Annotated in this window: 20 protein-coding genes and 1 tRNA gene; 15 read left to right on the forward strand and 6 right to left on the reverse strand. The window is 45.0% G+C overall.

All coding sequences use genetic code 11. The features are described 5' to 3' along the window. The 6 genes from tolA to A136_RS17800 form a co-directional block, all read left to right on the forward strand. Positions 1-398, forward strand: a 398-nt coding sequence (gene tolA / locus A136_RS17775) for a cell envelope integrity protein TolA (protein ID WP_017063517.1), incomplete at its 5' end; no start/stop codon positions are given. A gap of 12 nt (positions 399-410) precedes the next feature. Further along, positions 411-1,763: a Tol-Pal system beta propeller repeat protein TolB gene (gene tolB, locus A136_RS17780; RefSeq protein ID WP_017062070.1), complete on the forward strand. Its 1,353-nt coding sequence runs from the start codon at positions 411-413 to the stop codon at positions 1,761-1,763. A 113-nt stretch (positions 1,764-1,876) separates the two neighbouring features. After that, positions 1,877-2,419, forward strand: a complete 543-nt coding sequence (pal, locus tag A136_RS17785; protein WP_017063518.1) for a peptidoglycan-associated lipoprotein Pal — start codon at positions 1,877-1,879, stop codon at positions 2,417-2,419. 33 nt (positions 2,420-2,452) lie between these two features. Continuing rightward, positions 2,453-3,235 carry a tol-pal system protein YbgF gene (ybgF, locus tag A136_RS17790; protein WP_017062068.1) on the forward strand — a complete coding sequence of 261 codons (783 nt, stop codon included), beginning with the start codon at positions 2,453-2,455 and terminating at the stop codon, positions 3,233-3,235. Between the two features lie 209 nt (positions 3,236-3,444). Continuing rightward, on the forward strand, positions 3,445-4,506 hold the full coding sequence (gene nadA, locus A136_RS17795; protein WP_017062067.1) for a quinolinate synthase NadA: 1,062 nt from the start codon (positions 3,445-3,447) through the stop codon (positions 4,504-4,506). A 175-nt stretch (positions 4,507-4,681) separates the two neighbouring features. Continuing rightward, positions 4,682-5,713, forward strand: coding sequence for a potassium channel protein (locus tag A136_RS17800; RefSeq protein ID WP_017063519.1), 1,032 nt, complete (start codon positions 4,682-4,684; stop codon positions 5,711-5,713). A 75-nt stretch (positions 5,714-5,788) separates the two neighbouring features. Here A136_RS17800 and A136_RS17805 read toward each other — a convergent pair whose 3' ends face one another. Then, complete coding sequence (locus A136_RS17805) at positions 5,789-6,358, reverse strand: UPF0149 family protein (protein WP_017062064.1); 570 nt, start codon at positions 6,356-6,358, stop codon at positions 5,789-5,791. 171 nt (positions 6,359-6,529) lie between these two features. Here A136_RS17805 and A136_RS17810 point away from each other — a divergent pair, with 171 nt between their 5' ends. The 6 genes from A136_RS17810 to A136_RS17835 all read left to right on the forward strand — a co-directional run bounded on the left by A136_RS17810 (position 6,530) and on the right by A136_RS17835 (position 14,078). Further along, positions 6,530-8,983 carry a hybrid sensor histidine kinase/response regulator gene (locus A136_RS17810; protein WP_017063520.1) on the forward strand — a complete coding sequence of 818 codons (2,454 nt, stop codon included), beginning with the start codon at positions 6,530-6,532 and terminating at the stop codon, positions 8,981-8,983. Between the two features lie 247 nt (positions 8,984-9,230). After that, positions 9,231-9,680 (forward strand): L-alanine exporter AlaE, encoded by a 450-nt coding sequence (locus A136_RS17815; RefSeq protein WP_017062062.1) that lies wholly within the window; start codon positions 9,231-9,233, stop codon positions 9,678-9,680. A gap of 180 nt (positions 9,681-9,860) precedes the next feature. Further along, positions 9,861-9,951 (forward strand) — tRNA-Ser (locus A136_RS17820). Positions 9,952-10,205: 254 nt separating this feature from the next. Continuing rightward, a complete protein-coding gene (gene gltS / locus A136_RS17825; RefSeq protein WP_017062061.1) occupies positions 10,206-11,420 on the forward strand; it encodes a sodium/glutamate symporter in 1,215 nt (404 codons plus the stop codon). A 251-nt stretch (positions 11,421-11,671) separates the two neighbouring features. Beyond that, positions 11,672-12,598: a LysR family transcriptional regulator gene (locus A136_RS17830; protein WP_017063521.1), complete on the forward strand. Its 927-nt coding sequence runs from the start codon at positions 11,672-11,674 to the stop codon at positions 12,596-12,598. A gap of 226 nt (positions 12,599-12,824) precedes the next feature. Continuing rightward, positions 12,825-14,078, forward strand: coding sequence for a D-amino acid dehydrogenase (locus A136_RS17835; protein WP_017063522.1), 1,254 nt, complete (start codon positions 12,825-12,827; stop codon positions 14,076-14,078). 75 nt (positions 14,079-14,153) lie between these two features. On the opposite strand, the gene A136_RS17840 is transcribed toward A136_RS17835, so the two are convergent. From A136_RS17840 to A136_RS17855, 4 genes are all read right to left on the reverse strand, one after another. Further along, positions 14,154-14,891 carry a dienelactone hydrolase family protein gene (locus tag A136_RS17840; RefSeq protein ID WP_017063523.1) on the reverse strand — a complete coding sequence of 246 codons (738 nt, stop codon included), beginning with the start codon at positions 14,889-14,891 and terminating at the stop codon, positions 14,154-14,156. Between the two features lie 225 nt (positions 14,892-15,116). Beyond that, on the reverse strand, positions 15,117-16,052 hold the full coding sequence (locus A136_RS17845; RefSeq protein ID WP_029235142.1) for a pyridoxal-phosphate dependent enzyme: 936 nt from the start codon (positions 16,050-16,052) through the stop codon (positions 15,117-15,119). Between the two features lie 92 nt (positions 16,053-16,144). After that, positions 16,145-17,443, reverse strand: a complete 1,299-nt coding sequence (locus A136_RS17850; RefSeq protein WP_017063525.1) for a sensor histidine kinase — start codon at positions 17,441-17,443, stop codon at positions 16,145-16,147. Further along, positions 17,440-18,117, reverse strand: coding sequence for a response regulator transcription factor (locus A136_RS17855; protein WP_017062034.1), 678 nt, complete (start codon positions 18,115-18,117; stop codon positions 17,440-17,442). The genes A136_RS17850 and A136_RS17855 overlap by 4 nt, the downstream gene beginning before the upstream one ends. 125 nt (positions 18,118-18,242) lie before the next feature. Between A136_RS17855 and A136_RS17860 the strand changes: the two genes are divergently transcribed. Genes A136_RS17860 through A136_RS17870 form a run of 3 tightly spaced genes read left to right on the forward strand, consistent with a single transcriptional unit; the run spans position 18,243 to position 21,197 of the window. After that, on the forward strand, positions 18,243-19,262 hold the full coding sequence (locus A136_RS17860; protein ID WP_017063526.1) for a glycosyltransferase family 2 protein: 1,020 nt from the start codon (positions 18,243-18,245) through the stop codon (positions 19,260-19,262). Continuing rightward, entirely contained in the window at positions 19,259-20,746 is a 1,488-nt protein-coding gene (locus A136_RS17865) for an ArnT family glycosyltransferase (protein WP_017063527.1), read from the forward strand. The genes A136_RS17860 and A136_RS17865 overlap by 4 nt, the downstream gene beginning before the upstream one ends. After that, a complete protein-coding gene (locus A136_RS17870) occupies positions 20,733-21,197 on the forward strand; it encodes a GtrA family protein (protein ID WP_017062031.1) in 465 nt (154 codons plus the stop codon). Before A136_RS17865 ends, A136_RS17870 begins: the two co-directional genes overlap by 14 nt. A gap of 85 nt (positions 21,198-21,282) precedes the next feature. Here A136_RS17870 and A136_RS17875 read toward each other — a convergent pair whose 3' ends face one another. After that, the gene (locus tag A136_RS17875) at positions 21,283-23,580 is read right to left on the reverse strand and encodes a YgiQ family radical SAM protein (protein ID WP_017063528.1); all 2,298 of its coding nucleotides are present in this window, start codon (positions 23,578-23,580) and stop codon (positions 21,283-21,285) included. Positions 23,581-23,733 lie beyond the last annotated feature (153 nt).

Consider the following 23,733-nt stretch of genomic DNA (forward strand, 5'->3'; position numbering starts at 1 on the left):
AAGCTGCAGCAAAAGCAGAAAAAGAGCGTAAACAACAAGAAGCCGCATTGAACGATATCTTTGCTGGGCTTGAAACGGAAGCGACTCAAAACTCTTCAGCAAGACAACAATTTATCACTGATGAAGCGCAACGTTACGGGGCTATCTATACCCAACTGATTCAACAGAACCTGTTGTTAGAAGACAGCTATCGAGGACGCTCATGTCGAGTGAACCTTAAGCTGATTCCAACGGGCTCTAACGCGATATTGGGTAGTTTGAGTATCTTAGATGGCGATAGCCGTTTATGTGCAGCAACCAAGCGTGCGGTGGCACAAGTACAATCTTACCCGTTGCCTAAAGACCCAGACATTGTGAACTCACTGAAAGACATTAACTTAACTGTATCACCAGAGTAAAAGGACGAACTTGTGTTAAAGAAACTATTACTGAGTTTTGTTTTCTTAATAGCTACAAGCAGCCAGTTTGCACATGCAGCGCTGGAGCTGGTTATTACAGACGGTATTAACTCTGCAAGACCTATAGCTATTGTACCTTTCCGTTGGGAAGGCTCAGAGCCATTGCCACACGATGTATCAGCGGTTATCGCTTCTGACTTACAGCGCAGTGGTAAATTCAGCCCAGTTGCGACAAGCAAAATGCCTCAAACGCCTTACAGCGAAACTGAGGTTAACTTTGATGCTTGGACTAACCTAGGTGTTGACTCATTGCTTACCGGTAGTATCACTAAAAATGCCGAAGGGCAGTATGTGGTGAATTACCAATTGATCGACATTGTTCGTGGTCAACTGACCAAAGGACAAAGTCGTGCGCTGAGTGATGAAGGCCAATTAGTGCTTTCTAAAGATCACGTTCTATTCAATAAGAAGGCTACGGTTCCTGGTAATCGCTTGAGAGAGTACGCACACCGTATCTCAGACCTAGTGTATGAAGAGCTAACTGGTGAGAAAGGCGCGTTCTTAACTCGTATCTCTTACGTGGTAGTGAACGATAAAGACAAGTACCCGTATCAACTTCGTGTTGCTGACTACGATGGCTTTAACGAGCGTTTAGTACTTCGTTCTAAGCAGCCTCTCATGTCTCCAGCATGGTCACCAGACGGCAAAAAGCTAGCTTATGTGAGCTTCCAGAATGGCCAAGCTGAAATATTCATCATGAATATTTACACGGGTGAACGTGAGAAAGTGACGTCATACCCTCGTCACAATGGTGCGCCAAGATTCTCGCCAGATGGTAAAACATTGGCATTGGTATTGTCGAAAACGGGCAGCCTTCAGGTGTACACACTTGACCTTGCTAGCCGTAAGCTGACTCAAATTACCCGAGGCCGTTCGAATAATACTGAACCATTCTGGCACCCAGATGGCAAGTCTCTTATTTTCACATCGGATCGTGGTGGTAAACCACAGATTTATAATGTAAATTTGTCCAATAATTCGACTTCTCGTATTACTTGGCAAGGTAGCCAAAACTTAGGTGGCCAGATCACTCCTGATGGTCGATTCATGATCATGGTGAATCGCAGCAACTCAGGTTTTAACTTGGCTAAGCAAGATTTGGAAACCGGTGCGGTTCAGGTACTAACAAAAACATTGTTAGATGAGTCTCCAAGTATTGCACCGAATGGAGGTATGGTTATCTATAGCTCTATTTACAACAAAACAAATGTACTATCGATGGTTTCTATCGATGGACGTTTTAAAGCTAGATTACCGGCAACTAACGGACGCGTAAGAGCGCCTGCATGGTCACCGTTCCTCTAGGGAAAATTACATATTCTTTTAGCTATTGATAGTGTTAACTATTGTGGCATTTAACTATCTATAGCACTCTTAGTCGCTGTAGAAACTAAGTTTGATAACGTAAGGAAAAAAAGATGCAACTTAACAAAGTTCTTAAAGGCTTGATGATTGCACTACCAGTGATGGCAGTAACGGCATGTAGCTCAACTGATGAAGCAACATCTGCAACATCTGGTACTGAAAGCAACCAAACAACTCCAGGTTCAGAAGGCAATGTAGACACAACTGTTGTAACGCCAATTGACGCTAACGGTCAACTGTCTGAGCAAGAGCTTAAAGAGCAAGCGCTACGTGAAACTCAAACAATCTACTTCGCATTCGATAACTCTACTATCGCTGGCGATTACGAAGAAATGCTAGCAGCTCACGCAGCATACCTAGTTAAGAACGTTGACATGAACGTTACTATCGAAGGTCACGCTGATGAGCGCGGTACTCCTGAGTACAACATCGCACTTGGCGAGCGTCGTGCACAAGCTGTAGCGAAATACCTACAAGCTCTAGGTGTTCAAGCTGACCAAATCTCTATCGTAAGCTACGGTGAAGAGAAGCCACTTCTTCTAGGTCAATCTGAAGATGTGTACGCTAAAAACCGTCGCGCAGTACTAGTTTACTAATTTTAGTAGACTATATAATTGAGGAATTGCCTCATGTTCAGTAACACAAAGCGAGTCATTTTGCTTTCGTTACTGGCAAGTGCAGCGAACACCGCGTTCGCTGCACCAGCTCCAGTATCCGATCTCAATAGCACCGCAACCAATTCATCATCTTCCTCTCGATCAGCATCTAACGAATCAGATATTGAGCGTTTAGAGCGCCTGCTTCAAAATCGCAATCTCGTTCAGCTTCAAATGCAACAGCAAATCGACGACATGGCACTGGAGATCAGTGAACTTCGTGGTGATCTGGAACGAAACAGCTACGATATGAAGCAAATGCTAGAGCGTCAGCGTGAACTGTTCATTGAACTGGATCGCGTAAGAGGCGAGGTGAAAGCAGCAGGAACAGCAACGGTAGCAGTGGCGGCGAGCGAAGGCTCTAAAGACGCTTCTGGTACGTTCAGTACTGATGTGGATGAGCAAACTGCTTATCAAAATGCTGTAGATATGATTCTAAAGCAACGAGACTACACGGGTGCTATCGCTGCATTCCAAAAGTTTCAAAAAGACTTCCCAGATTCTACCTTCACACCTAACTCACATTACTGGTTAGGTCAGCTTTATTTCGCTAAGAAGCAAGATAAAGAAGCCGTGAAGAGCTTCGCTGCTGTTGTGTCGTACAAAGACTCAAACAAGCGAGCAGATGCACTGGTTAAGCTTGGTGACATAGCAGCGCGCAACAACAACGCGACGCAAGCTAAGAAATATTACCAACAAGTCGTAACCGAGCACCCAAACAGTGCTTCGGCTAAAGTGGCCAAAACCCACTTATAACCAAAATAGGGGTGCTTAGGCGCCTCTTTTTTATACCTGTTCACTTCCGTTTAGTGTTTACTTCTCTTGCTAGTGATGACAACACATCGCCTTGTTTATGCGTTTTAAGCATTAGCTAGTCACCGCTTGCAACCAATCCTTTTTGATCCCAATCGCTGTCCTGTGTAGAATACTCGGATTCTCGGAAGAAGTTGCGTAGAGCAAGAGCAATGAGTCATATACTAGATAAAATCGATACAGTTTACCCGTTTCCGCCTAAGCCAGTTCCATTGAGCGACGCTCAGAAACAGGCCCACATCGCAAACATCAAAAAACTACTTCAAGAAAAAGATGCAGTTCTAATTGCACACTACTACACCGATCCTGAAATTCAGGCTCTGGCAGAAGAAACTGGTGGTTTCGTTGGCGATTCATTAGAGATGGCTAAGTTCGGTAACCGTCACTCAGCAAGCACTTTGATCATCGCTGGTGTTCGTTTCATGGGTGAGTCTGCAAAGATTCTTACTCCTGAAAAACGCATTTTAATGCCAACACTTGAAGCTGAATGTTCGCTTGATCTTGGCTGCCCAGCTGACAAATTTACAGAATTTTGTGATGCTCACCCTGACCACACTGTGGTTGTATACGCGAACACCTCTGCAGCTGTTAAAGCTCGTGCAGACTGGGTAGTTACGTCGAGCATCGCTTTAGAAATCGTTGAAAGCCTAGACGCTGAAGGCAAACCCATTATTTGGGGGCCAGACCGTCACCTAGGTTCTTACATCGCAAATCAAACTGGCGCTGACATGTTGCTTTGGCAAGGTGAGTGTATCGTTCATGATGAGTTCTCAGCTGATGCTTTGAAGAAAATGAAATCGGTATACCCAGAAGCGGCTATCTTGGTTCACCCAGAATCACCAGCAAGCGTGGTTGAACTGGCTGATGCTGTAGGCTCAACAAGCCAACTGATCAAGAAAGCAAAAGAGCTGCCTCATCCACAGATGATTGTTGCGACAGACAAAGGCATCTTCTTCAAGATGCAGCAATTGGTTCCTGAAAAAGAGCTGATTGAAGCGCCGACAGCGGGTGCTGGTGCAACGTGTCGTAGCTGCGCACACTGTCCTTGGATGGCAATGAACGGCCTTGAAGCGATTGAAAACGCGCTTGAGAATGGTGGTGAGCAACACGAAATCTTCGTTTCTGACGAATTACGCGTGAAGTCTCTTATTCCATTGAACCGCATGCTAGATTTTGCAGAGCAGTTAAATGTGCAGGTAAAAGGTAACGCGTAAGTCGTTCTTTTATCTAACCAATAAAAAAACCAGCCAATAGTGCTGGTTTTTTTGTATCTGCGTATAGGCCGCCAATATCAATCTTGTGGTCATGTATCTTTTTCTGATGATACATCTTGTTGATATCGCGTATTTTTTCTAGCATGTAAGTAAGAGGAAAAGATTAGAGGCTCGAATGATAATCTGGTTACAACTCAAACGCTGGATCAAAGCAAACATCTTTGTTTTGAATGGCAAAAACTTACTGTTCACTTTTCTTGGCTACATCGCTTTATCGTGGTCGATGCTGTATTTGGCGGGTGAAACAGATTTAACCAGTTCGGTTACCGTATTCGCTTACTACTTGGTGGTGACGGCTTCTACGGTTGGTTATGGTGATTTATCACCGACCACGGTAGCGGGGCAGTGGATCGTTATTCTATTTGTGATTCCAGGCGGGTTGAGCCTTTTTGCCGCGTTGCTCGGTAAAGTGGCGACAGAAGGTGTTGAATATTGGCGAGCGGGCTTGCTAGGAAAAAGGAGAGTTAGAGTGGACAACCACATTTTGATGTTGGGGTGGAATGAGCAAAGAACCATTCATCTCATCCGCATGCTACAACACGAAGAAACGGGTAAACGACCAATCGTGCTATGTACGCGTTCAGATATCGAGAACCCGTTACCCGGTGAAATCAATTTCGTCAAAGTAAACAGCTACACCGATGGCAAAGAGATGGAGAAAACGGGCATTGAGTCTGCAAGTTGCATCCTGATTGATAACCCAGAAGACGACATTACGTTATCTGCGGCGCTTTACTGTGCCAACCGAAACCCTAAAGCGCACCTTCTTGTTTACTTTAAAGATGAAGCGCTGAGCGATTTGTTACACAAGCATTGCCCTAACTCAGAATGTATTCCAGCGGTGGGTGCTGAGATGCTAGCAAAGGCTGCGGTAGACCCAGGTTCCAGTGCGCTTCACCAAGAATTATTGAGCTCAACAAGAGGCATGACACAGTATTCAACGTATTTCCCTGAAGACGCTGAGTCTGTCACCGTCGCGCCTATTTTCTCAGTGTTTAAAGAGAAGTATCAAGCAACTCTGATCGCCATTGATACGGGGAGCGGTATTGAACTCAACCCAGAGTTAGATCAAGTGGTCAGCAGTGGCACTAAGCTGTTTTATATTGCTGATGAGCGAATTGATGACTTCGATTGGAAAGGCTTCTAAAGCGACTATTTTATTTCGTCTGAAAACTAAAAAAGGCCTCATAATGAGGCCTTTTGGCTTGTATAAAGCTAACTGTTATTGAGCTTCAGCCAGTGCAATGCCACGCTGCGTTAGTCCGCAAAGCATCACAGGAACAGCGTTAAAGATCTCTTCGAACTGCTCTAGGCCTTCGATGCCTTGCTCTGCAAGCGTAGCAATTGACGTTTCTGGATCGTAAAGCATGCTCAGTGACAGCAGGACACCGCCAACGAGTGCGTTATCTTCGCTCTCTTCAGGCATTAGTGTTTCCCAATCGTCGCGAGCAATCTGCCAGCCTTGAAGCAAGCCTTCACAAAAATCACGAGCGGCAGTGTTCACCACTTCTTCGTCGTCTAATTGACAAGCTTCAGGCCAAACCCAAGTCCCTTCAATCAGTTCTGGGCGGGTTTTATTCCAAAGCTCGATGATAACTTCAATGTAGCTTTCTAGCTGTTCACCATCCGTAAAAGGTGCGACTTCTTCGCCACCCCATAAGAACGGTAGCCACTCATGCGGGGTTAACACATTCGGTGCCGCTGCCATTGCAGTGACAAAGCCCATTGTTTTGTGTTCTGTGATTAGCTTTCCTTCCAACTCTGGAAGCGCAAGAATATCTTGTAAAGTCAAAGTGAGGTACCGTAAAAGGGAACATATTTGCGCTTATAGTACCAATGAACTTGTGCCAATCAAGCTTCAATCTAAAAAGGCTTGATGTCATGGATGATAAACACTAGGTTTAACAGAAAAGAAAACAATAAAAGAATTATGCAGATACGGTCGTCTTTAAAGAAAAAAAGCATGGTAGCGCTTGGATTATACCTTGCGATGTTTATTGCCATTGTCGGTAGTGTGACGTATTACGTCGTAGAATCCCCTGTGCGCGCCAAATTACAACAAAACCTCGACTTGCGTACGCAACTGTTATCCGCATTGATTACAGAGCCACTCAGTAGTTCTCGAGGCTTCGTAGACAGTCTCGTTGGGTTTGCTCAAGCGCATCGTAACGGTGATGATGTTATTCCGCTATTTAAGTCCATGTTGGCGGCGAGCGACGATACAATTGTCAGTGCCGGTATTTGGCCTGAACCTTATGCGCTCGATTCTAAAAAGCTTCTCAACAGTTACTTTTTTAATAAAGCCGACGATGGAAGAATCGATCAGATATATTCTTACAACAACCCCAAAAATGCCCCTTATCAAGAAGAGTATTGGTACACCTCTGTCGTCAACAAAAAACAAGGAACGATCTCTTGGAGCGATGTGTATATCGACCCATACACACACGTTCGAATGATTACGGCGTCTTCCCCTTATTATTACGACGGTACTTTTGCCGGTGTTGCCACGGTGGATCTCTCGCTCGAAGAGCTGCTTGGTTTTATCAAGAACCACGCCGAAGAATACAACCTTGGCATTACGCTCAGAGATAAGCTTAACCAAGTGTTGGTTTCGCATAACTTTAATCTCGTTGAAGGCATTTACATCAGTAGCAATCAATTTGGTGATTTCGGCTGGCAAGTGGATGTGGTGAACTCCAAATCACGAGTAGAAGACGAAGTGTTTCGTCAGGTGATGAGCATTGAAGGCGGTATTGTTCCGCTATTGCTACTTTGTGTCATGGCGGGGTATTACTTATTGAACCGTTATTTGATTAGTCCAATCACAAGGATTGCAGCACAGGTTGATAGTTCGAAAGCCGGCGAAATCATTGATGTGGATTACTCGAGTGATGACGAAATCGGCCATTTGATTAAAACCTTCAACGAAAAGACCATTTATCTCGAAGCGGAAAAGGTTAAAGCTCAGGCATCCACCAATGCAAAAACCGCTTTCCTTGCGACCTTGTCACATGAAATTCGCACTCCGATGAATGGGGTATTGGGTACCGCTCAAATCCTATTAAAAACGCCTCTAAATTCTGAACAAGAGAAGCATCTTAAGAGCTTGTATGAGTCCGGCGATCATATGATGACTCTACTCAACGAGATCTTAGACTTCTCGAAGATCGAGCAGGGCAGGTTGGATCTTGATGAAACGCGTTTCCCGCTTGATTCGATCATCGGCAGTATTAACAGTGTTTACTACACATTGTCTTCCGAGAAAGGGCTTCAATTCAAAGTGTACTCTGAGGTGACTTCGGGTCGTTGGTACTTCTCAGATAAAGCTCGCCTTCGCCAAATTTTGTTTAATCTATTGAACAACGCGGTGAAGTTCACCTCCAGAGGCTTTGTTGAGGTGTACCTGAAAGAAGTTGTAGAGGGGAGTGACACCTATCTGAGCATTCGAGTTCGTGATACCGGAATTGGTATTTCTAAAGAAGCTCAGAAGCGTATTTTTAAACCGTTTGAACAAGCGGAGTCTTCGACCACAAGGCGTTTTGGCGGTACTGGCCTTGGCCTCGCGATTGTGAAGAAAATTGCCCAGTTGATGGATGGCAGTATTACCGTCACCAGTGAAGAAGGGATAGGCACGAGTTTTGATGTTCGCTTGAAGATTCAGCCATGTCAGCCAGGAGAAATCGAGAGTTTGCCACATAAGAAGTTGGACTACTCTGGCTTAAAGGTACTGATCGTCGAGGACAACCGAACTAACACGGTGATCATTGAAGCCTTCATGAGCAGTAAAGGCTTTACCTGTAAGAGCGTCGAAAACGGTGAACTTGCGATACAAGCCGTGGTTGCTGAGCGCTTTGATTTGGTGCTCATGGATAACCATATGCCTGTGATGGATGGCGTTGAATCAACCACTGCTATTCGTGCTTTGATAGGCGATGTGTCATCGGTATTGGTGTTTGGTTGTACGGCTGATGTCTTTAAAGAGACTCGTGAGCGTATGTTGGGGGCAGGTGTGGATTATATTATTGCTAAGCCGATTGACGAGCGTGAACTGGATGATGCCTTGTTCCGCTATTCAAATAAGCTTTATCAATACCATGAAGTAAAAGCGGATGAGCTCGAAAGCCAAGACGTAAAACCACACGATTCGAAAAGTAAAAGCGAGTCACTGCCTAAACCTGATCTTCGCAACAAAGATAACACTGAAGAGCTGTTAGTGACGTTGTATGTGGCGCTAGAAGACAACAACCTAGAACTGATTCAATTTGCACTAGAGAGCCTACGTGTCCACGTTGAAGCTATGAACAACGCGGAACTTACTGAACAAGTCGATAAAGCGTTAGAGCAGGTTGCTTTAGGATCACCACCTACACAAGATGTCATTAATATCATTACTGTAAATCTACCTATGGCTTAAATGTTGTTTAATTACGGTAAGTAAATGACGAACTGTCCAATATTTGACCTTGGTTGGATTTTTTGGTGAAAGTGACTGCTTTTAAAGTGGTTTTTGGTTGTTAATTTACAACTTGATTTTTAATTTGGAGTGTATGACTACTAATCTTGTGATTTAATAGCGACATTATCTGGTGAGGTGCAATGTGCCTTGTTTATATGTTACTAAATCACTAATTAAGCAGTGATATATTTTAGGTTTGTCGTCAATGAAGTCTCGTGGTCCATTTTGTATTCGAAACGCAGCTGCGGATACATTTGCTATGGTCGTTTTCTGTTTTATTTCTGGCATGATCGTAGAAGTGTTTATTTCTGGTATGACGTTTGAGCAATCTCTTGCTTCTCGAACGTTATCTATTCCTGTAAACATTGCTATCGCTTGGCCTTATGGCGTTTTTCGTGATTGGTTCTTACGCAATGGTGCAAAACTTTCAGAAAGCTCATTGATGAAAAACTTGTCTGATTTGATGGCATACGTGTTATTCCAGTCTCCAGTGTATGCGGGTATTTTGTTGGCAGTGGGTGCTTCAGGCGACCAGATCGTTACGGCTGTCACCAGTAATGCAGTTATCTCGTGCGGTATGGGCGTACTTTACGGCTACTTCCTCGATATGTGTCGTAAATGGTTTCGAGTTCCTGGCTACTATCAACAAGCTTAAGAAAAGCAACAAGCGTAAGTGCAGCGAAAGAATGAAATTTGGTTTGTTTTTGATCTAATGAGTTAATTTGTAATCGAACAAACCGAAAAAGGCACTTTTTTTGAGAATGCCCCTTGACCAAAGCAAGCAGAATCAATAAAGTAGCGCCTCGTTGAGTGACATGCTCAACACACAATTTGTGGAAGGATGGCTGAGTGGCTTAAGGCGCTCGCCTGGAAAGCGAGTATACGTTTATAGCGTATCTGGGGTTCAAATCCCCATCCTTCCACCACTATTCAAAACCCTAGCAGAAATGCTGGGGTTTTCTCGTTTTAGAGCCTCTATATCCCACCTCATCTGTATACCTCCCTAATATCCGTTCCTTTAATCATTGCTTTATAGTTATAATCTCTATTAATACCGTCGCAGAATTAACCATATTAGGTGTTTTTATCATAGATAATCGCTTGATTTTTTGGCGTGAACCTAGATTATTAATAGTACGCAATATTATGAATAATCTAACTATTAGGAATCCATAACCTCATGACAGAAACCCTAGTTTCTCCAATGCTCTCTTTTACGATCGCGATTTCATTACTGTTTATCGGTAAAGGTTTGATCGAGCGATCTGAAGTATTAAGAAAGTATTCACTGCCAGAGCCTGTGATTGGTGGCTTTGTCTGCGCAGCGACCGTGGCGGCGCTTTACTATATTTTTGAAATCCAAATCACTTTTAGCCTAGATGTCAGAGACTTTTTGCTTCTCTACTTTTTTGCTGGCATCGGGCTCCAAGCGGATATTAAAACACTGATTAAAGGCGGGCGACCGTTGTTCATCCTACTGTGTCTTGCTGCCATTTTTATCGTGTTGCAAAACGTAGTCGGAATGGCAGTCGCTTCTGGCTTTGGAATGGATGCGAAAGCAGGCTTGCTATCTGGGTCTGTTAGCTTGATAGGCGGCGTAGGCACAACGTTAGCTTGGGCGCCAATGTTTGTGGAAGAGTTTGGTATTGCTAACGCGCTCGAACTTGGTGTCGCTTCAAACACGGTTGGTTTAATTGCAGCGTGTGTGATTGGTGGTCCGATTGCGAACTACCTGCTCAATAAACACAAAGTAAGCCCTTCTAATGAAGAAGAGGTTACGGTTGGTGCATTCCAAGAGAGTGAAACAAAAACAGAGCTTAGCCACTACGGCGTTCTGTGGGCGTGGTTGATTCTTAACTTAACACTAATGCTGGGTTACAGCTTGAGTGAAGTTATCGACTCGATGGGCCTAAAACTGCCGTTATTCGTTAGCTGTTTGATCGCAGGTATCCTAATCGGAAACGTTGGTCGCGCACTGTTTAAGAAACGTCGTACACAAGAGAAAATCGCTCAAGGCCGCAAAGGCTTAGCGATGATCTCTGATATTTGTTTAGGCATGTTCTTGACCATGGCATTGATGGGGTTGCGTATCTGGGATCTCGATGGACTGTTTGGCTATATCTCTGTTGTCATGAGTATCCAGATCTTGCTTTCCCTGTTGTTTACTGTGTTTGTCGTTTATTACTTGATGGGAAGAAACTACGATTCTGTGGTGATATGTTCAGGCTTCGGTGGTATCACTCTAGGCTCGACCGCAACAGCAATTGTGAACATGACCGCAGTAACTCATCGATATGGCGCAAGCCCACAAGCATTCATTGTGGTGCCATTAGTATGTGGTTTCTTTGTTGATTTGATCAACGCATTGGTGATCAGTTTCTTTGTTGGTCTGTAGTGAAGTGACCGGTTATTGACTGCTTGAGGTTTACATCGGGATAATGACCACAAAGGCGATGACGAAAGTTGTCGCCTTTGTTTTATCGACAGCAAGCTAAAACACGCATATCAGCCTTTGATGTGATGTCTTGAAGTGACTCGGTGCACAAGTTAGAAAGTGCAATTACAATCTTGATAAATTGGGATATATGTTCGCAGCAAATTTGTGAGACGCTTGATTAAGTGTCAGTTGAATTACAAGGAAGTTGAATGCACCACTTTAATATCCGTGCTCTCGAGTACTTAAACGCGTTATCAAAATACAGGTCGTTACGTAAGGCATCTAAGATGATGAACGTTGACCCTGCCGCGATGAGTCGAATGCTGACACAGTTAGAAGCGCAAGCGGAAATGAAAGTATGGGAGCGCAACAACCGCCAATCTCTGCTGACTGAGGCGGGGAACGAACTGTTGAACTACTATCGCTCCATTGTTCGTGGAGAGGCCGCTGTACTTGCTCGACTAACTAAGCTTAAAAACCTCAAAGGAGGCAATGTCAGCATTGCTATCGGTGAAGGATTTATTACCAACTTGGTGTCAAAACCGATGCAAACCTTCATGACTCGTTATCCTGATATCAATCTTTCTATTGAGATCGCTGGGGCATTGGATGCAGTCAAGATGTTGGAAGATCAACAGATAGACTTTGCGATAACCTATGCGTCTGCACCGCACCCTAAACTGCACTCCCACGTTGAACGCAGCCATCCGCTCGAATTGATTGCTCCGAAGGGGCACTTCCTTACGATGAAAGAAGCACCAGTGGTAATGCAAGATATTCAAGACGCTTCTCTCGCCTTGATCGATAACTCGACCGGTATGGGGAGGCTAGTAAAGCAGGCTGAACAAATTTCCCATCTTACCTTGCAGCCAAAACTTCAAACTAACTCAGTCACGGCACTGACTAACTTCGTTTCAGCAGGGTTGGGCGTCACCTTTATGCCTAAGCTCACTGTGATCGATGAAATAAAGTCAGGGCAGATTGAAGTGGTTGCGACCGAGTTGGAGATGCTATCGAAGGCGACGGTTAAGGTTCAATCTTTGAAAGGCCGTGCACTTACGCTACAAGCCGAAACCTTGTTGGATTTCTTACTCGAGAACGCCACTTTCTTAAGCCATGACGCTTACAATATCTAGGCTTAGTTGATTTACTTAGCGACTCCTACCTAAGCTTTCAAATACCGCCAATATCACACTTTCAAACTGCCGAATTCGTTTTTAAGTCGAATTGAGTTTTTGTCAACGCTCTCTCTATTGTTAAGTCAACACGTGCGGAATAAGTTACAAACCATTAACGAAACGAGTTTTACACTGACAGTTGTGTTCGGCTGGTTTTGGCTTTGTCGGGCATTAGGGGAAGAGAATGGAAGTTATTGTAATTGGCAGCGGTGTTATTGGGTTGACCAGCGCTTGGTACCTTGCGAAGGAAGGACACTCGGTCACAGTGATTGATCGTCAAGATAGCAGTGGTAAAGAAACCAGCTTTGCGAATGCTGGGCAAATTTCTTACGGTTATTCTTCACCATGGGCGGCGCCTGGTATTCCATTGAAAGCGATGAAATGGCTTACCCAAGAACATGCGCCACTTAAAGTGAAGCCTTCTCTTTCTCCAGAGTTAATGTCTTGGGCGACTAAGATGCTCGCCAACTGTAATGAAGCCAAGTACGCACAGAATAAATCGCGGATGTTACGAGTCGCTAACTACAGCCGAGATTGCCTGACTCATCTAAGAATCAGTGAAGATTTGGCTTATGAGGGCCGGCAGAAAGGCACCTTGCAAGTATTCAGAAGCGAAAAACAATTGGACGCTATTCAGCAGGATATGAAGCTATTAACAGAGAGTGGAATCGAACACTCGCTGTTTGATGTTGAACAGTGTCTGTCAGTGGAGTCTGGTTTAGCAGACGTTAAAGACAAGCTGGTGGGCGGCCTGTATTTACCACACGATGAAACCGGTGATTGTCATCAGTTCTGTTTAACCTTGACCGAAAAAGCCAAGCAACTCGGCGTTCAGTTCGTGTTTAATACCGAAGTGGTTAGGCTCAATCATCAGAATCAAACCATTGAGAGTATTACAACGACTCAAGGCGAGTTCAAAGCGGATGCTTACGTGGTCGCTTCAGGAAGCTACTCTCGAGAACTGTTGAAGCAAGTCGATTTGTCGATCCCGGTTTATCCAGTGAAAGGCTATTCGCTAACACTGCCGATCGTGAATGTAGATAAGTCACCAACCTCGACTGTGATGGATGAAACTTACAAGGTAGCGATGACGCGATTTGATGATCGTATTCGCATTGCAGGGACGGCAGAACTTGCGGGGTTTAATTACCTTATCCCTGAAAAACGCAAAGCCACGATTGATATGGTGATTAAAGATCTTTTCCCACAAGCGGGTGACTTTTCTAAGGCTGAATACTGGACTGGGTTAAGACCAATGACGCCGGATGGTACGCCTATTATCGGTAAGACGCCTATCAAGAACCTATTTACAAATACTGGACATGGGACATTAGGTTGGACAATGGCATGTGGCTCAGGAAAGATCTTGGCAAGCGTGGTCAGTGGCTCAGCTAGTGATATTAAAACTGATGACTTAAGTATCCACCGCTATTTGTAGCGAGATGATGCAGTGATAATTAAACAACCCCATTCTTAAGTTTTCGAATGGGGTTGTGGGTTCTGAGGGAGAAGATTATCTGGTGGTGGTTTCTAGCACATGGGTAAATCTATCCCAAGATTTTTGGTCAGCTTCATGTTGATAGTTATTCGATCCGAATACTGTGAAGGCGTGTGGCGCACCACTATAAGTGATCATCTCATGCGGAACTTTGGTTGATTCAAGTTGAGCGGCGAGGCTTCCAAAGTCGTGCATTGAAATCATGGCATCAGCCGTGCCGTGGAACACGACTACGGGAGCTTTAGTCTGCGAGTAGTCTTGACCTTTTGGTGTTGATAAACCGCCATGGAAGGTGACATAAGCCTTCGAAGGAATGCCCGCACGAGCGGCTTCCAATACAGCGGCTCCGCCGAAACAGTATCCCATCATTACGTTGTTATCTAAGTTGCCGCCAAGTCTTTTCGCTTCCATGGCACTAGCGTTGAGCAACGTACGCATTTTTTCTCTGTCTTTATACAGCTCGCCTGTATGTTGCTTTTTATCTTTCACTTCCGTAGGGCGAATGCCTTTACCAAATAGGTCGATGGCGAACACGTTGTAACCGAGTTCGTTGAGCATCTCAGAACGTTTCTTTTCGTAATCGGTTAAGCCATCCCAATCGTGTATTAGCAGTACCAAAGGCGCTTGGTCACTGGCTTCACTCCAATAACCTTCGTAATCCATCCCATCGACTTGATAAGTGACGTTTTCTCCTGAAATCGCAGAGAAGGGCAGTAAAACTGAAAACAGGCCGAGCGTAGTGAGTTTTCGCATGCGTAATTCCTTTCGATGACAATTGACGTTCCAATCGAAAGTATAGATAACGCGATGATTCTCGCCAGATTTATGTCTCTAACTTGAAATGTATGGCAGGGATAGCAGGTGGCGATTACTGATAAACAGCCATCGAAAGGGAGTGCGATGGCTGTTCATGATGTGCTGAGAAATTCTCAGGTCCGCAGAAACGCGGGGGGTATTAGAGTAGAAAAGAACGGATTACTACCAAGTAGCGTTATCAGCGGTGTGACTACTTCGAAGTTCTGGGTACTTACGTTGATAGCGCGGCAACATCGACTCATTACCTAAGATGCCGCCTTGGTGGATATAGATGACGGTTTTTGTTGGGTTCTCTTCTTGCCATTGCTCTAGGCATTGCCACATCAATGGGTCGTAGAGCAGGTCGAATTCAATATCCGTCTGTTCTTGTAGATCCAACCAAGTTTGATAGTCCTGCTGGTAAAGCTTACCAAAGTGGTGTTTGGCTTTAAGTGGTAATATCTGCGGGTGATCGGTTTCGCCGAGTTCATTGAACTGCTGTGTTAGGTAATCACTGCCGCCAACACAAGCGCAAGTTAACACTGGGATGTTGTGCATTTTTAAATGCTTATGCAGATACAGAGCTGTGCTGCCTGTGCCTGCTGGAAGTGCTACCACGAAATCGTGTTTGTTTTCGAAACGCGTCCAGCTGAGTATTTCAATCGCCAGTTGCTTCACGCCGTATTCAGAAAGCTGAGAGCGTCCACCTTCTGGTAACACAATGCATTGTGAGTCAGGTTGTCTTACTTGCTCAATATACTCTTGTGGATGAAGCTCAGAGCCTGTTTCTTTGACTGAAATAACCTTAGCCCCGAGATCGATAGCGCCACGGTAGTTGCCGAGTGGGCGTTCTTGTAGCCATCGAGGTAGGTGATCAACGTAAAACTCAAGCGTCCAACCTTTGATTTTTGCAAGTGCGGCTAGCGAGAACAATGAGTTGGCTTGAGCGGAACCATAGCTTATTAGGGTGGTAGTGCTTGGGTGCTCGTCTTCCAGTAGCTTCATGAACTTTCTGGCTTTGTTGCCGCAAAAGTGGGAATGAAGCTGATCGTCACGCTTTAAGAAAAAGGTGTGGTCGTTGTATTGATGTTGAGTTACAGGGCTATTATTTAGTTTCATCGCACTTAGACAAAATGCTGACTCAAGAGCCAGCATTTTTAAATCAAATAGGACGGACGAGTATCTAGTAGCCAGAGGCGGCTGTAAACCAACTAAATCAAGTTTTCGTTCGATATTGACGCGGATGAATCGGCTTGAAAGGTGATCTTGGCTGTGCATCCACCACAGCTGCGATTAAACAATTCAAAGTCCCAATGAAAACGCTGACACAAGTCATCGACAATCAACAAACCTAGCCCGTGTCCATTCGGGTTGTATTGCTCCTGCAGGCCTTCGCCTTGGTCTTCAATAATAAGACTGTCTTGAGAAAGGGTAATAGTTACTGTACCGCTATTAGTGGCTGCAATCGCGTTTCTTAACAAGTTACCGACCAACATATTCATTATCGCGCTGGTGGCCTGAATTGTGGGTTCTGATTGAACTTGTAAGGTTATCGCGACTTCCTTCTCGTCAGCCTGCAACGAATTTTTAGAAACGATAGTCTCTAGCTCTTGCTGGCTGAATAAACGTAGCGGTGCATCGTCACTGTTTCTTTCATAGCGAACGAGACCAAGCAGTGCATCGACCATTTCAGACATTTGAACAATGGCTTCATCAATACGTTCAACCTGACGAGATTGAAATTCGGTTGTTTCGCTTCTCAGTAACAGTTTGTTGGCACCACGAGCAACAGTCAACGGAGTTCTTAGTTCATGACTTGAGTAGCGTGCGAAAGCTTGCTCGCGTTTTACTAGAGAATTGATTTCTCTTCTGTATTGATTGAGTTGATCCGTCAACTGACGAAACTCCACCGCCGCATCGTCATTCACTCCAAATTCTTCGTTTAGATTGAGCTTATTGGATTCAAGCTGTTCAGACAGGGAGTTGAAGGGCTCAATCAGCCGTTTAGACAACCGATAGAGCAGAGCTCCGAAGCTGAATATTAGAATAGAGAGAAGGGCTAATACAAATGTGGTGGCATAAACGAGCTCAAAGACACTAAGCTCGACACGGTCTATTTCAGAAAGCAGAACAATAGGGTGAGTTCTACCTTCATGAGTATACTCGCCTACATAGACCATGCGAGATTCTGGATCTTCACCGACCTCACCAATGAAATTTTCTTTGCCTTCAATATACTTTAAATACTTTTTCGGTAGATAGGAAAGATCGTTGTAAGCGATAGTCAGGTCATCAATACGAAGCTCTCCACTTTCACCTGACTGGAATAACCCGACTGCATAGTTGCGGTCAATTAGGATGCGTCTTTCACCCACGCGGTCTTCCGACAAGTACAGGGCTGTGATAAATACCACATAGACAAATGCCGACACAATTACGGCCATTAACCCAAAGAAAACCGCTAAGCGGCCCGTTAGGGTTTTTGTGCTTGTAAGAACATTTGAAATCAATTCGATGGCTCCAATCGGAAGCCAACTTTAGGCACCGTAATTAACATCTGAGTGTCGAAAGGCTTGTCGAGTTGATTACGTAACTGATAAATGTGACTGCGCAACACATCATTGTTGGGCTCGTTTTCTTCCCATAACTTGTAGGAAATAGCTTCACGAGTGACTACTTCAGGTGCGCTTTGGCACAGCATCTCAAGTATGGTGTAAGTGGTTGGGTTGAGCGCTAGTAGTTTATCTTGGCGGTAAGCTTTACGGGTTTTTTGGTCGATGGTGAGTTCATCGAACTGAAGTTTTGAAGAGGCGACTTTTCCGCGGTAACGACGGACTAACGCGTTCATTCTTGCTTCTAGAATATCCAAATCAAATGGCTTGGTGAGGTAATCATCGGCACCGTGTTCAAAGCCTTTCAGCATATCTTCTCGGCTATCTAAGGCGGTCAGCATCAAAATAGGTGTCGCGTTACCTTGGTCTCGCAGTTTATTACAAACCGTTAGGCCGTCCATTCTCGGTAACATTAGATCCAATATGATGATATCAAATGAGTTTTCCAACGCGAGTTGTAGGCCAAGTTCACCGTTGTCTGCGTAATCGAGTTCCATGCCAATACACTCAAAATAATCAAACAAGACACCTGCAATTTCACGGTTATCTTCGACTAATAGAACTCGTTTCATTTTGATTCTCATACAGAAATAGACAGTAACATTATCCTGAGTGAGCGTGAAAAATATGTCAATAACATAACTTTCACTTATGGGAGGGTAGATTGGCTTCAGATTAAAAAATAGAAGAACGTATTATGTCTGAACTTCATATTAGCCGACCTAAAGTCTCCACATCACGGATCAACCCTGCCGTTTCACTATCGATCATTGTGCCATTTTACGATGAACAAGAGGTGTTAGAAGAGTTTCATTCTCGCTTAACTAAGGTGCTGGATAGCTTACCCATCACCAGTGAAATCGTTTATGTCGATGATGGCAGCAAAGACAACAGCTTGAATTTGGTGAGTTCATTCACTTCAATCAATAGCTCAATTTCTGTGATCGGTTTAAGCCGTAACTTTGGTAAAGAGTCAGCGATGAGTGCTGGCCTCGAACATTGCCGAGGACAAGCCGTGATCTTGCTCGATGCCGATCTGCAAGATCCGCCCGAGCTGATTCCTCAAATGATTGCCAAATGGCGCGAAGGTTATGACGTCGTCAATATGCAGCGTAGCCAACGTGACGGTGAAACGTGGTTTAAGAAGTTTTCAGCCGCAAGCTTTTACAAAGTCATGAACGTGGCGGCGAAGATCGATGTTCCAGAAAATGTGGGTGATTTCCGATTGTTAAGCCGAGAGGTTGTCGACCATATCAACCAACTGCCTGAACGTAACCGTTACATGAAAGGCATCTTTTCATGGCCAGGTTTTAGACAAGCAACGATTCAGTTTAAGCGCGATGCTCGCTTCTGTGGCGAGACGAAATGGAACTACCTGAAACTCATCGGATTGGCGATGGATGGCATCACATCATTTTCTATCCGCCCACTGCGTATTGCGACGGCCGTTGGTGGATTAGTGGCGCTTACTGCTTTCGTGTATGGCGTCTTCATCGTGTTCAAAACCATGATGTTTGGTGAGCCTATTACGGGCTACCCGTCAATGATGGTGGTTCAACTTGCCCTTGGCGGCATTCAACTTCTGAGTATTGGTTTAATGGGGGAATACATAGGTCGTATTTTCATCGAAACCAAGAACCGTCCTTTGTATCTGATCCAATCGGTGGTCGATACCCCTGCATTAAAAACGCATTTTAAATTAGAGGAGTCAGCATGAGCCTGAACCGAACGCACCTATGGTATTTGTTGGCTTTTGCATTGGTTCTAAGGCTCTTATCTCTGGCGACATACCCTTTAATGGACACTACGGAAGCGCGCTACGGTGAGATGGCTCGCTTGATGGTAGAAACCGGCAATTGGTTAACCCCTCAATTTGATTACGGCATCCCTTTCTGGGGTAAGCCTCCGATGTTTACCTGGATGAGCGCGATTGGCATTGAGCTGTTTGGTTTGAGTGAGTTTGCTGTGCGTGCGCCACACTGGTTAGCAGGTTTTGCGACGATTTTGTTGGTTGCGTACATGGCTAAGCGCACCGGACAAAGTGCCTTGGTGGCGGCCGTGGTATTGGCGACATGTGGGATTTTCTCTATCGCGGCGGGTGCTGTTATGACTGACATGGCATTAACGTTAGCGATGACCATAGCCATGTTAGGTTTCTACCTATGTTGGCTAGGAGGAGAGGGTTCGAAGGGAGAAGGGAGCGCGAAGACTAATCGGTCTTGGGGCTATGTCGGTTTCATTGGCTTAGCACTAGGCTTGCTGGCAAAAGGGCCGGTAGCGATTGTGATTATGGGTATCGCCGTTTTCCCTTGGTTAGTTTTGCAACATGGATTTTTTGGCGCTTTTAAAGTGTTATGGCAACGCTTTCCACTGTTGTCAGGCTTAGGCGTGATGCTAGCGATTGCTTTGCCGTGGTACATCATGGCTGAAATGGCAACACCGGGTTTTATTGATTACTTTATTGTTGGCGAGCACTTTAAGCGTTTTGTTGTGAGTGGTTGGGAGGGCGATTTATACGGTTCTGCCCATGACCAAGCAAGAGGCATGATTTGGATTTTCTGGATTCAAGCGGCTGCGCCGTGGTCGATTGTGTTGCCTATTTTGACTTTCGCCCGTCGTAAGAAAATCGCAGAAGTTAACGCTGAACATAGTGGGTTGTTTTCATTCCTTGTGTGTTGGTTGGTCTCTCCTCTAATTCTTTTCACTATGGCGGGTAATATTCTTCCAGCTTACGTCCTACCGGGTATTCCAGCCCTTGGCTTGCTGGTGGCAACGCTTGTGGTAGAAAAAGATAAGAAGTGGTTCTCGAGTGTGGCTTTGGTGCTACCTGTGCTGTTAATGATTGCGATGGTCTACCTCAACCTAGGCAAAGCGAACGAGAAAAGTGACCGTATTATCTTCGAGCAGATCACGGATGAAGCGCCGAGCTTTTACATCGGTAAACGACCGTTCTCTGGGCAATTTTACAGTCATGGACAAGCGAAAAAGCTACTTGATGTTAAGCAGTTAGATGGTATCGACAAGTTCTATCTGATTGGTAAAAGAGCGGAAGTGGAAACCAAGATTAAAGACAATGCGTTGACCTGTATTTTAGAGCCGACGGTGAAGATCAAGCGCGCTCTATTTAGTTGTCATAGCCAAAACATCAAACCAAATCTATCGTTGAGCCATATTCGAAGTGATGGCGATGTTCAATTTTAACTCGTCATCGAGACTGTTTAGCCACAAGTTCGACGTGCTAAACCAAAAACTACAACCTCATCATAAGATGATTAAATTCGCTATGGTGGGGTCGGGTGGCTTTGTTGTCGATTGTGCCGTGTTTGCGTTGCTGCATTACGTTATTGGGCTGCCGTTAATGAGTGCTCGAATTGGCTCTTTCATCGTTGCAGCAACGACAACTTGGTTTGGAAATCGAGTGTTGACCTTTGAATTCAAAGGGCAGGGGAATTGGTCCGAAAAGCTGATTCAATGGCAAAAGTTCATGTTCTCTGCATCAATATCGGCGATACCTAATTTGCTGTGCTTTAAGTTGATGACTGAATTGCTGCCTGCATTTACTGGGGCAGTGTTTATCGCAATGGCGGTTGGCATCTTGGTGGGCATGGTCAGTAACTATTTGCTTAGTCAGTATTGGGTGTTTGCTCGTTAGGCTATCTTGTAACAGACACAAAAAAGCGCAGCTAAATAGCTGCGCTTTGTGTTTTTACGATAGCGAAGTCAATCGGTTCGCGATATTAGCGTTGTGCTGCGCGCTGGCGGTTCTTGCCGTTACTTGCAGGTTTGCCACCTTGACCATTGCCCGCTTTGTTACGGTTTGGTTTGCCATTTCCGCCGCCATTACCTTGTGATTGCTGACCACCAGGACCTTTCTTAATGAAGCCAGTCGCTGGTTTACGAGCATTGCCATTACCGCCACCTTGGTTAGCATTACCTTGGCTACCGTTGCCGTTACCATTCGGCTTCTTGCCACCCGGTTTCTTACCAGAGTGGTTACGTGGGCTTTCGCCACCAAGACCTGGCTGAGATTTACTGTGCTTAGTCGCAAAGCGTTGTGAACCGTGACGACCAGACTTACGACGTTGTGCCGGTGTTTGTGCATCAAAGTCTTCTGCTGGTACTAGGCAGTTTGCTTTGTCACCAATTAGGTGCTGTTTACCCATGCTGATCAGTGCTTCACGGATGATTTTCCAGTTTTCAGGATCGTGGTAACGAAGCAGTGCTTTATGCAGACGACGTTGACGATCACCTTTCGGCACAGGAACATCTTCACGCTTCTTATATTTCACGCGTTTCAGAGGGTTAGTCTCTGAGTAGTACATCGACGTTGCATTACACATTGGCGATGGGTAGAAGTTCTGTACTTGGTCACACTCGTAGTTGTGCTTTTTCAGCCACATTGCAAGGTTAAGCATGTCTTCATCTTCTGTGCCCGGGTGAGCAGAGATAAAGTAAGGAATTAAGTACTGTTTCTTACCGGCTTCAGCGCTGTACTTCTCGAACATCTCTTTGAAACGATCGTAAGTGCCCATGCCCGGCTTCATCATCAGATCCAGTGGGCCTTTTTCAGTATGCTCTGGAGCAATCTTCAAGTAACCACCAACGTGGTGAGTCACAAGCTCACGAACGTATTCTGGAGATTCAATCGCTAAGTCGTAACGTACACCAGAAGCGATCATGATCTTCTTAACACCCGGTACTTTTCTCGCAGAGCGGTACAGGTCGATAGTGTGTTGATGGTCTGTGTTTAGCTTTTCACAGATTTTCGGGAACACACATGATGGACGACGACAGTTAATTTCAGCTTTTGGATCTGAACAACCTAAACGGTACATGTTCGCCGTTGGGCCGCCCAAGTCAGAAATAGTACCTGTGAAGCCCGGTACTTTATCTTTAATGTCTTCGATCTCATCCAAGATAGATTCTTTCGAACGGTTCTGAATGATGCGACCTTCGTGCTCTGTGATTGAACAGAAAGAACAACCACCAAAACAACCACGCATGATGTTAACCGAGGTTTTGATCATGTCGTATGCTGGGATTTTCGCTTTGCCGTACATCGGGTGCGGAACACGCTTGTACGCAAGGCCAAACACGTAGTCCATCTCTTCTGTGGTCAATGGAATAGGCGCTTGGTTAATCCAAAGCTCGCGATCACCGTGACGTTGAATCAGAGCACGACCTGAGTACGGGTTTGTCTCAAGGTGCAGAATACGACTAGCGTGAGCGTAAAGAATACGGTCATTGTTTAGCTTTTCGTAACCTGGGATACGAACCGCTGTAGTTTTTGCATCGTGACGAGAAGGGCGAATAGTAATAGGTTGCGCTTTTACTTCTTCTTTTTCGTCTTTCTTGGTATCACACTGAGTTTCAACTTCGTACGGGTTAACCGGAACATACGCTTTGTTCGGCTTTTCGATACGAGAAGAGTCAATGATCTTGAAGCCTTCAGGGGCCGCAGGAATATTGATAGCAGTACCGCGGATATTGGTCAGCGTAGACATGTCTTCACCATCGGCAATGCGGTGTGCTACTTCAACCAATGCACGCTCAGCGTTACCAAAAAGAAGAATGTCAGCTTTTGCATCAAACAATACAGAGCGGCGAACTTTATCTGACCAGTAGTCGTAGTGAGCTACACGACGTAAGCTCGCTTCAATACCACCAAGCACGATTGGCGTGCCTTTGTAAGCTTCACGACAACGTTGAGAATAAACCAGAGTTGCACGATCAGGACGCTTGCCACCTTCATTGTTCGGAGTATAAGCATCATCGTGACGTAATTTGCGATCAGAGGTGTAGCGGTTGATCATGGAGTCCATGTTACCCGCTGTGATGCCGAAGAATAGGTTAGGTTTACCTAGCTTCATGAAGGCATCTTTATTGTCCCACTTTGGTTGAGCAATAATGCCCACGCGGAAACCTTGAGCTTCAAGCAGACGGCCGATGATAGCCATACCAAAGCTCGGGTGATCGACATAAGCGTCACCAGTTACAATAATAATGTCACAGCTATCCCATCCAAGAGCATCCATCTCCTTTCTACTGGTAGGCAAAAAGGGTGCAGTTCCGTAGCACTCGGCCCAGTATTTTTTGTGTTCGTGAATAGGAGTGATATCGCTGTACATATTTCAACCTCTGATTTTTGAGGCGGGAATTATAGCGGCATGAGCCTAGACTAGCCAGTA

Origin of the sequence: Vibrio crassostreae 9ZC13 (assembly GCF_000272045.2) — a bacterium.
Classification (GTDB): domain Bacteria; phylum Pseudomonadota; class Gammaproteobacteria; order Enterobacterales; family Vibrionaceae; genus Vibrio; species Vibrio crassostreae_C.

Coding starts and splice junctions, on each gene's coding strand:
- A136_RS17875 (WP_017063528.1), bottom strand. CDS start 23,580: ATGGATGCTCTTGGATGGGATAGCTGTGACATTATTATTGTAACTGGT.
- A136_RS17870 (WP_017062031.1), top strand. CDS start 20,733: ATGTTCAATTTTAACTCGTCATCGAGACTGTTTAGCCACAAGTTCGAC.
- A136_RS17855 (WP_017062034.1), bottom strand. CDS start 18,117: ATGAAACGAGTTCTATTAGTCGAAGATAACCGTGAAATTGCAGGTGTC.
- pal (WP_017063518.1), top strand. CDS start 1,877: ATGCAACTTAACAAAGTTCTTAAAGGCTTGATGATTGCACTACCAGTG.
- A136_RS17800 (WP_017063519.1), top strand. CDS start 4,682: ATGATAATCTGGTTACAACTCAAACGCTGGATCAAAGCAAACATCTTT.
- A136_RS17845 (WP_029235142.1), bottom strand. CDS start 16,052: ATGAAACTAAATAATAGCCCTGTAACTCAACATCAATACAACGACCAC.
- nadA (WP_017062067.1), top strand. CDS start 3,445: ATGAGTCATATACTAGATAAAATCGATACAGTTTACCCGTTTCCGCCT.
- A136_RS17840 (WP_017063523.1), bottom strand. CDS start 14,891: ATGCGAAAACTCACTACGCTCGGCCTGTTTTCAGTTTTACTGCCCTTC.
- gltS (WP_017062061.1), top strand. CDS start 10,206: ATGACAGAAACCCTAGTTTCTCCAATGCTCTCTTTTACGATCGCGATT.
- A136_RS17860 (WP_017063526.1), top strand. CDS start 18,243: ATGTCTGAACTTCATATTAGCCGACCTAAAGTCTCCACATCACGGATC.
- A136_RS17865 (WP_017063527.1), top strand. CDS start 19,259: ATGAGCCTGAACCGAACGCACCTATGGTATTTGTTGGCTTTTGCATTG.
- A136_RS17830 (WP_017063521.1), top strand. CDS start 11,672: ATGCACCACTTTAATATCCGTGCTCTCGAGTACTTAAACGCGTTATCA.
- ybgF (WP_017062068.1), top strand. CDS start 2,453: ATGTTCAGTAACACAAAGCGAGTCATTTTGCTTTCGTTACTGGCAAGT.
- A136_RS17810 (WP_017063520.1), top strand. CDS start 6,530: ATGGTAGCGCTTGGATTATACCTTGCGATGTTTATTGCCATTGTCGGT.
- A136_RS17815 (WP_017062062.1), top strand. CDS start 9,231: ATGAAGTCTCGTGGTCCATTTTGTATTCGAAACGCAGCTGCGGATACA.
- A136_RS17835 (WP_017063522.1), top strand. CDS start 12,825: ATGGAAGTTATTGTAATTGGCAGCGGTGTTATTGGGTTGACCAGCGCT.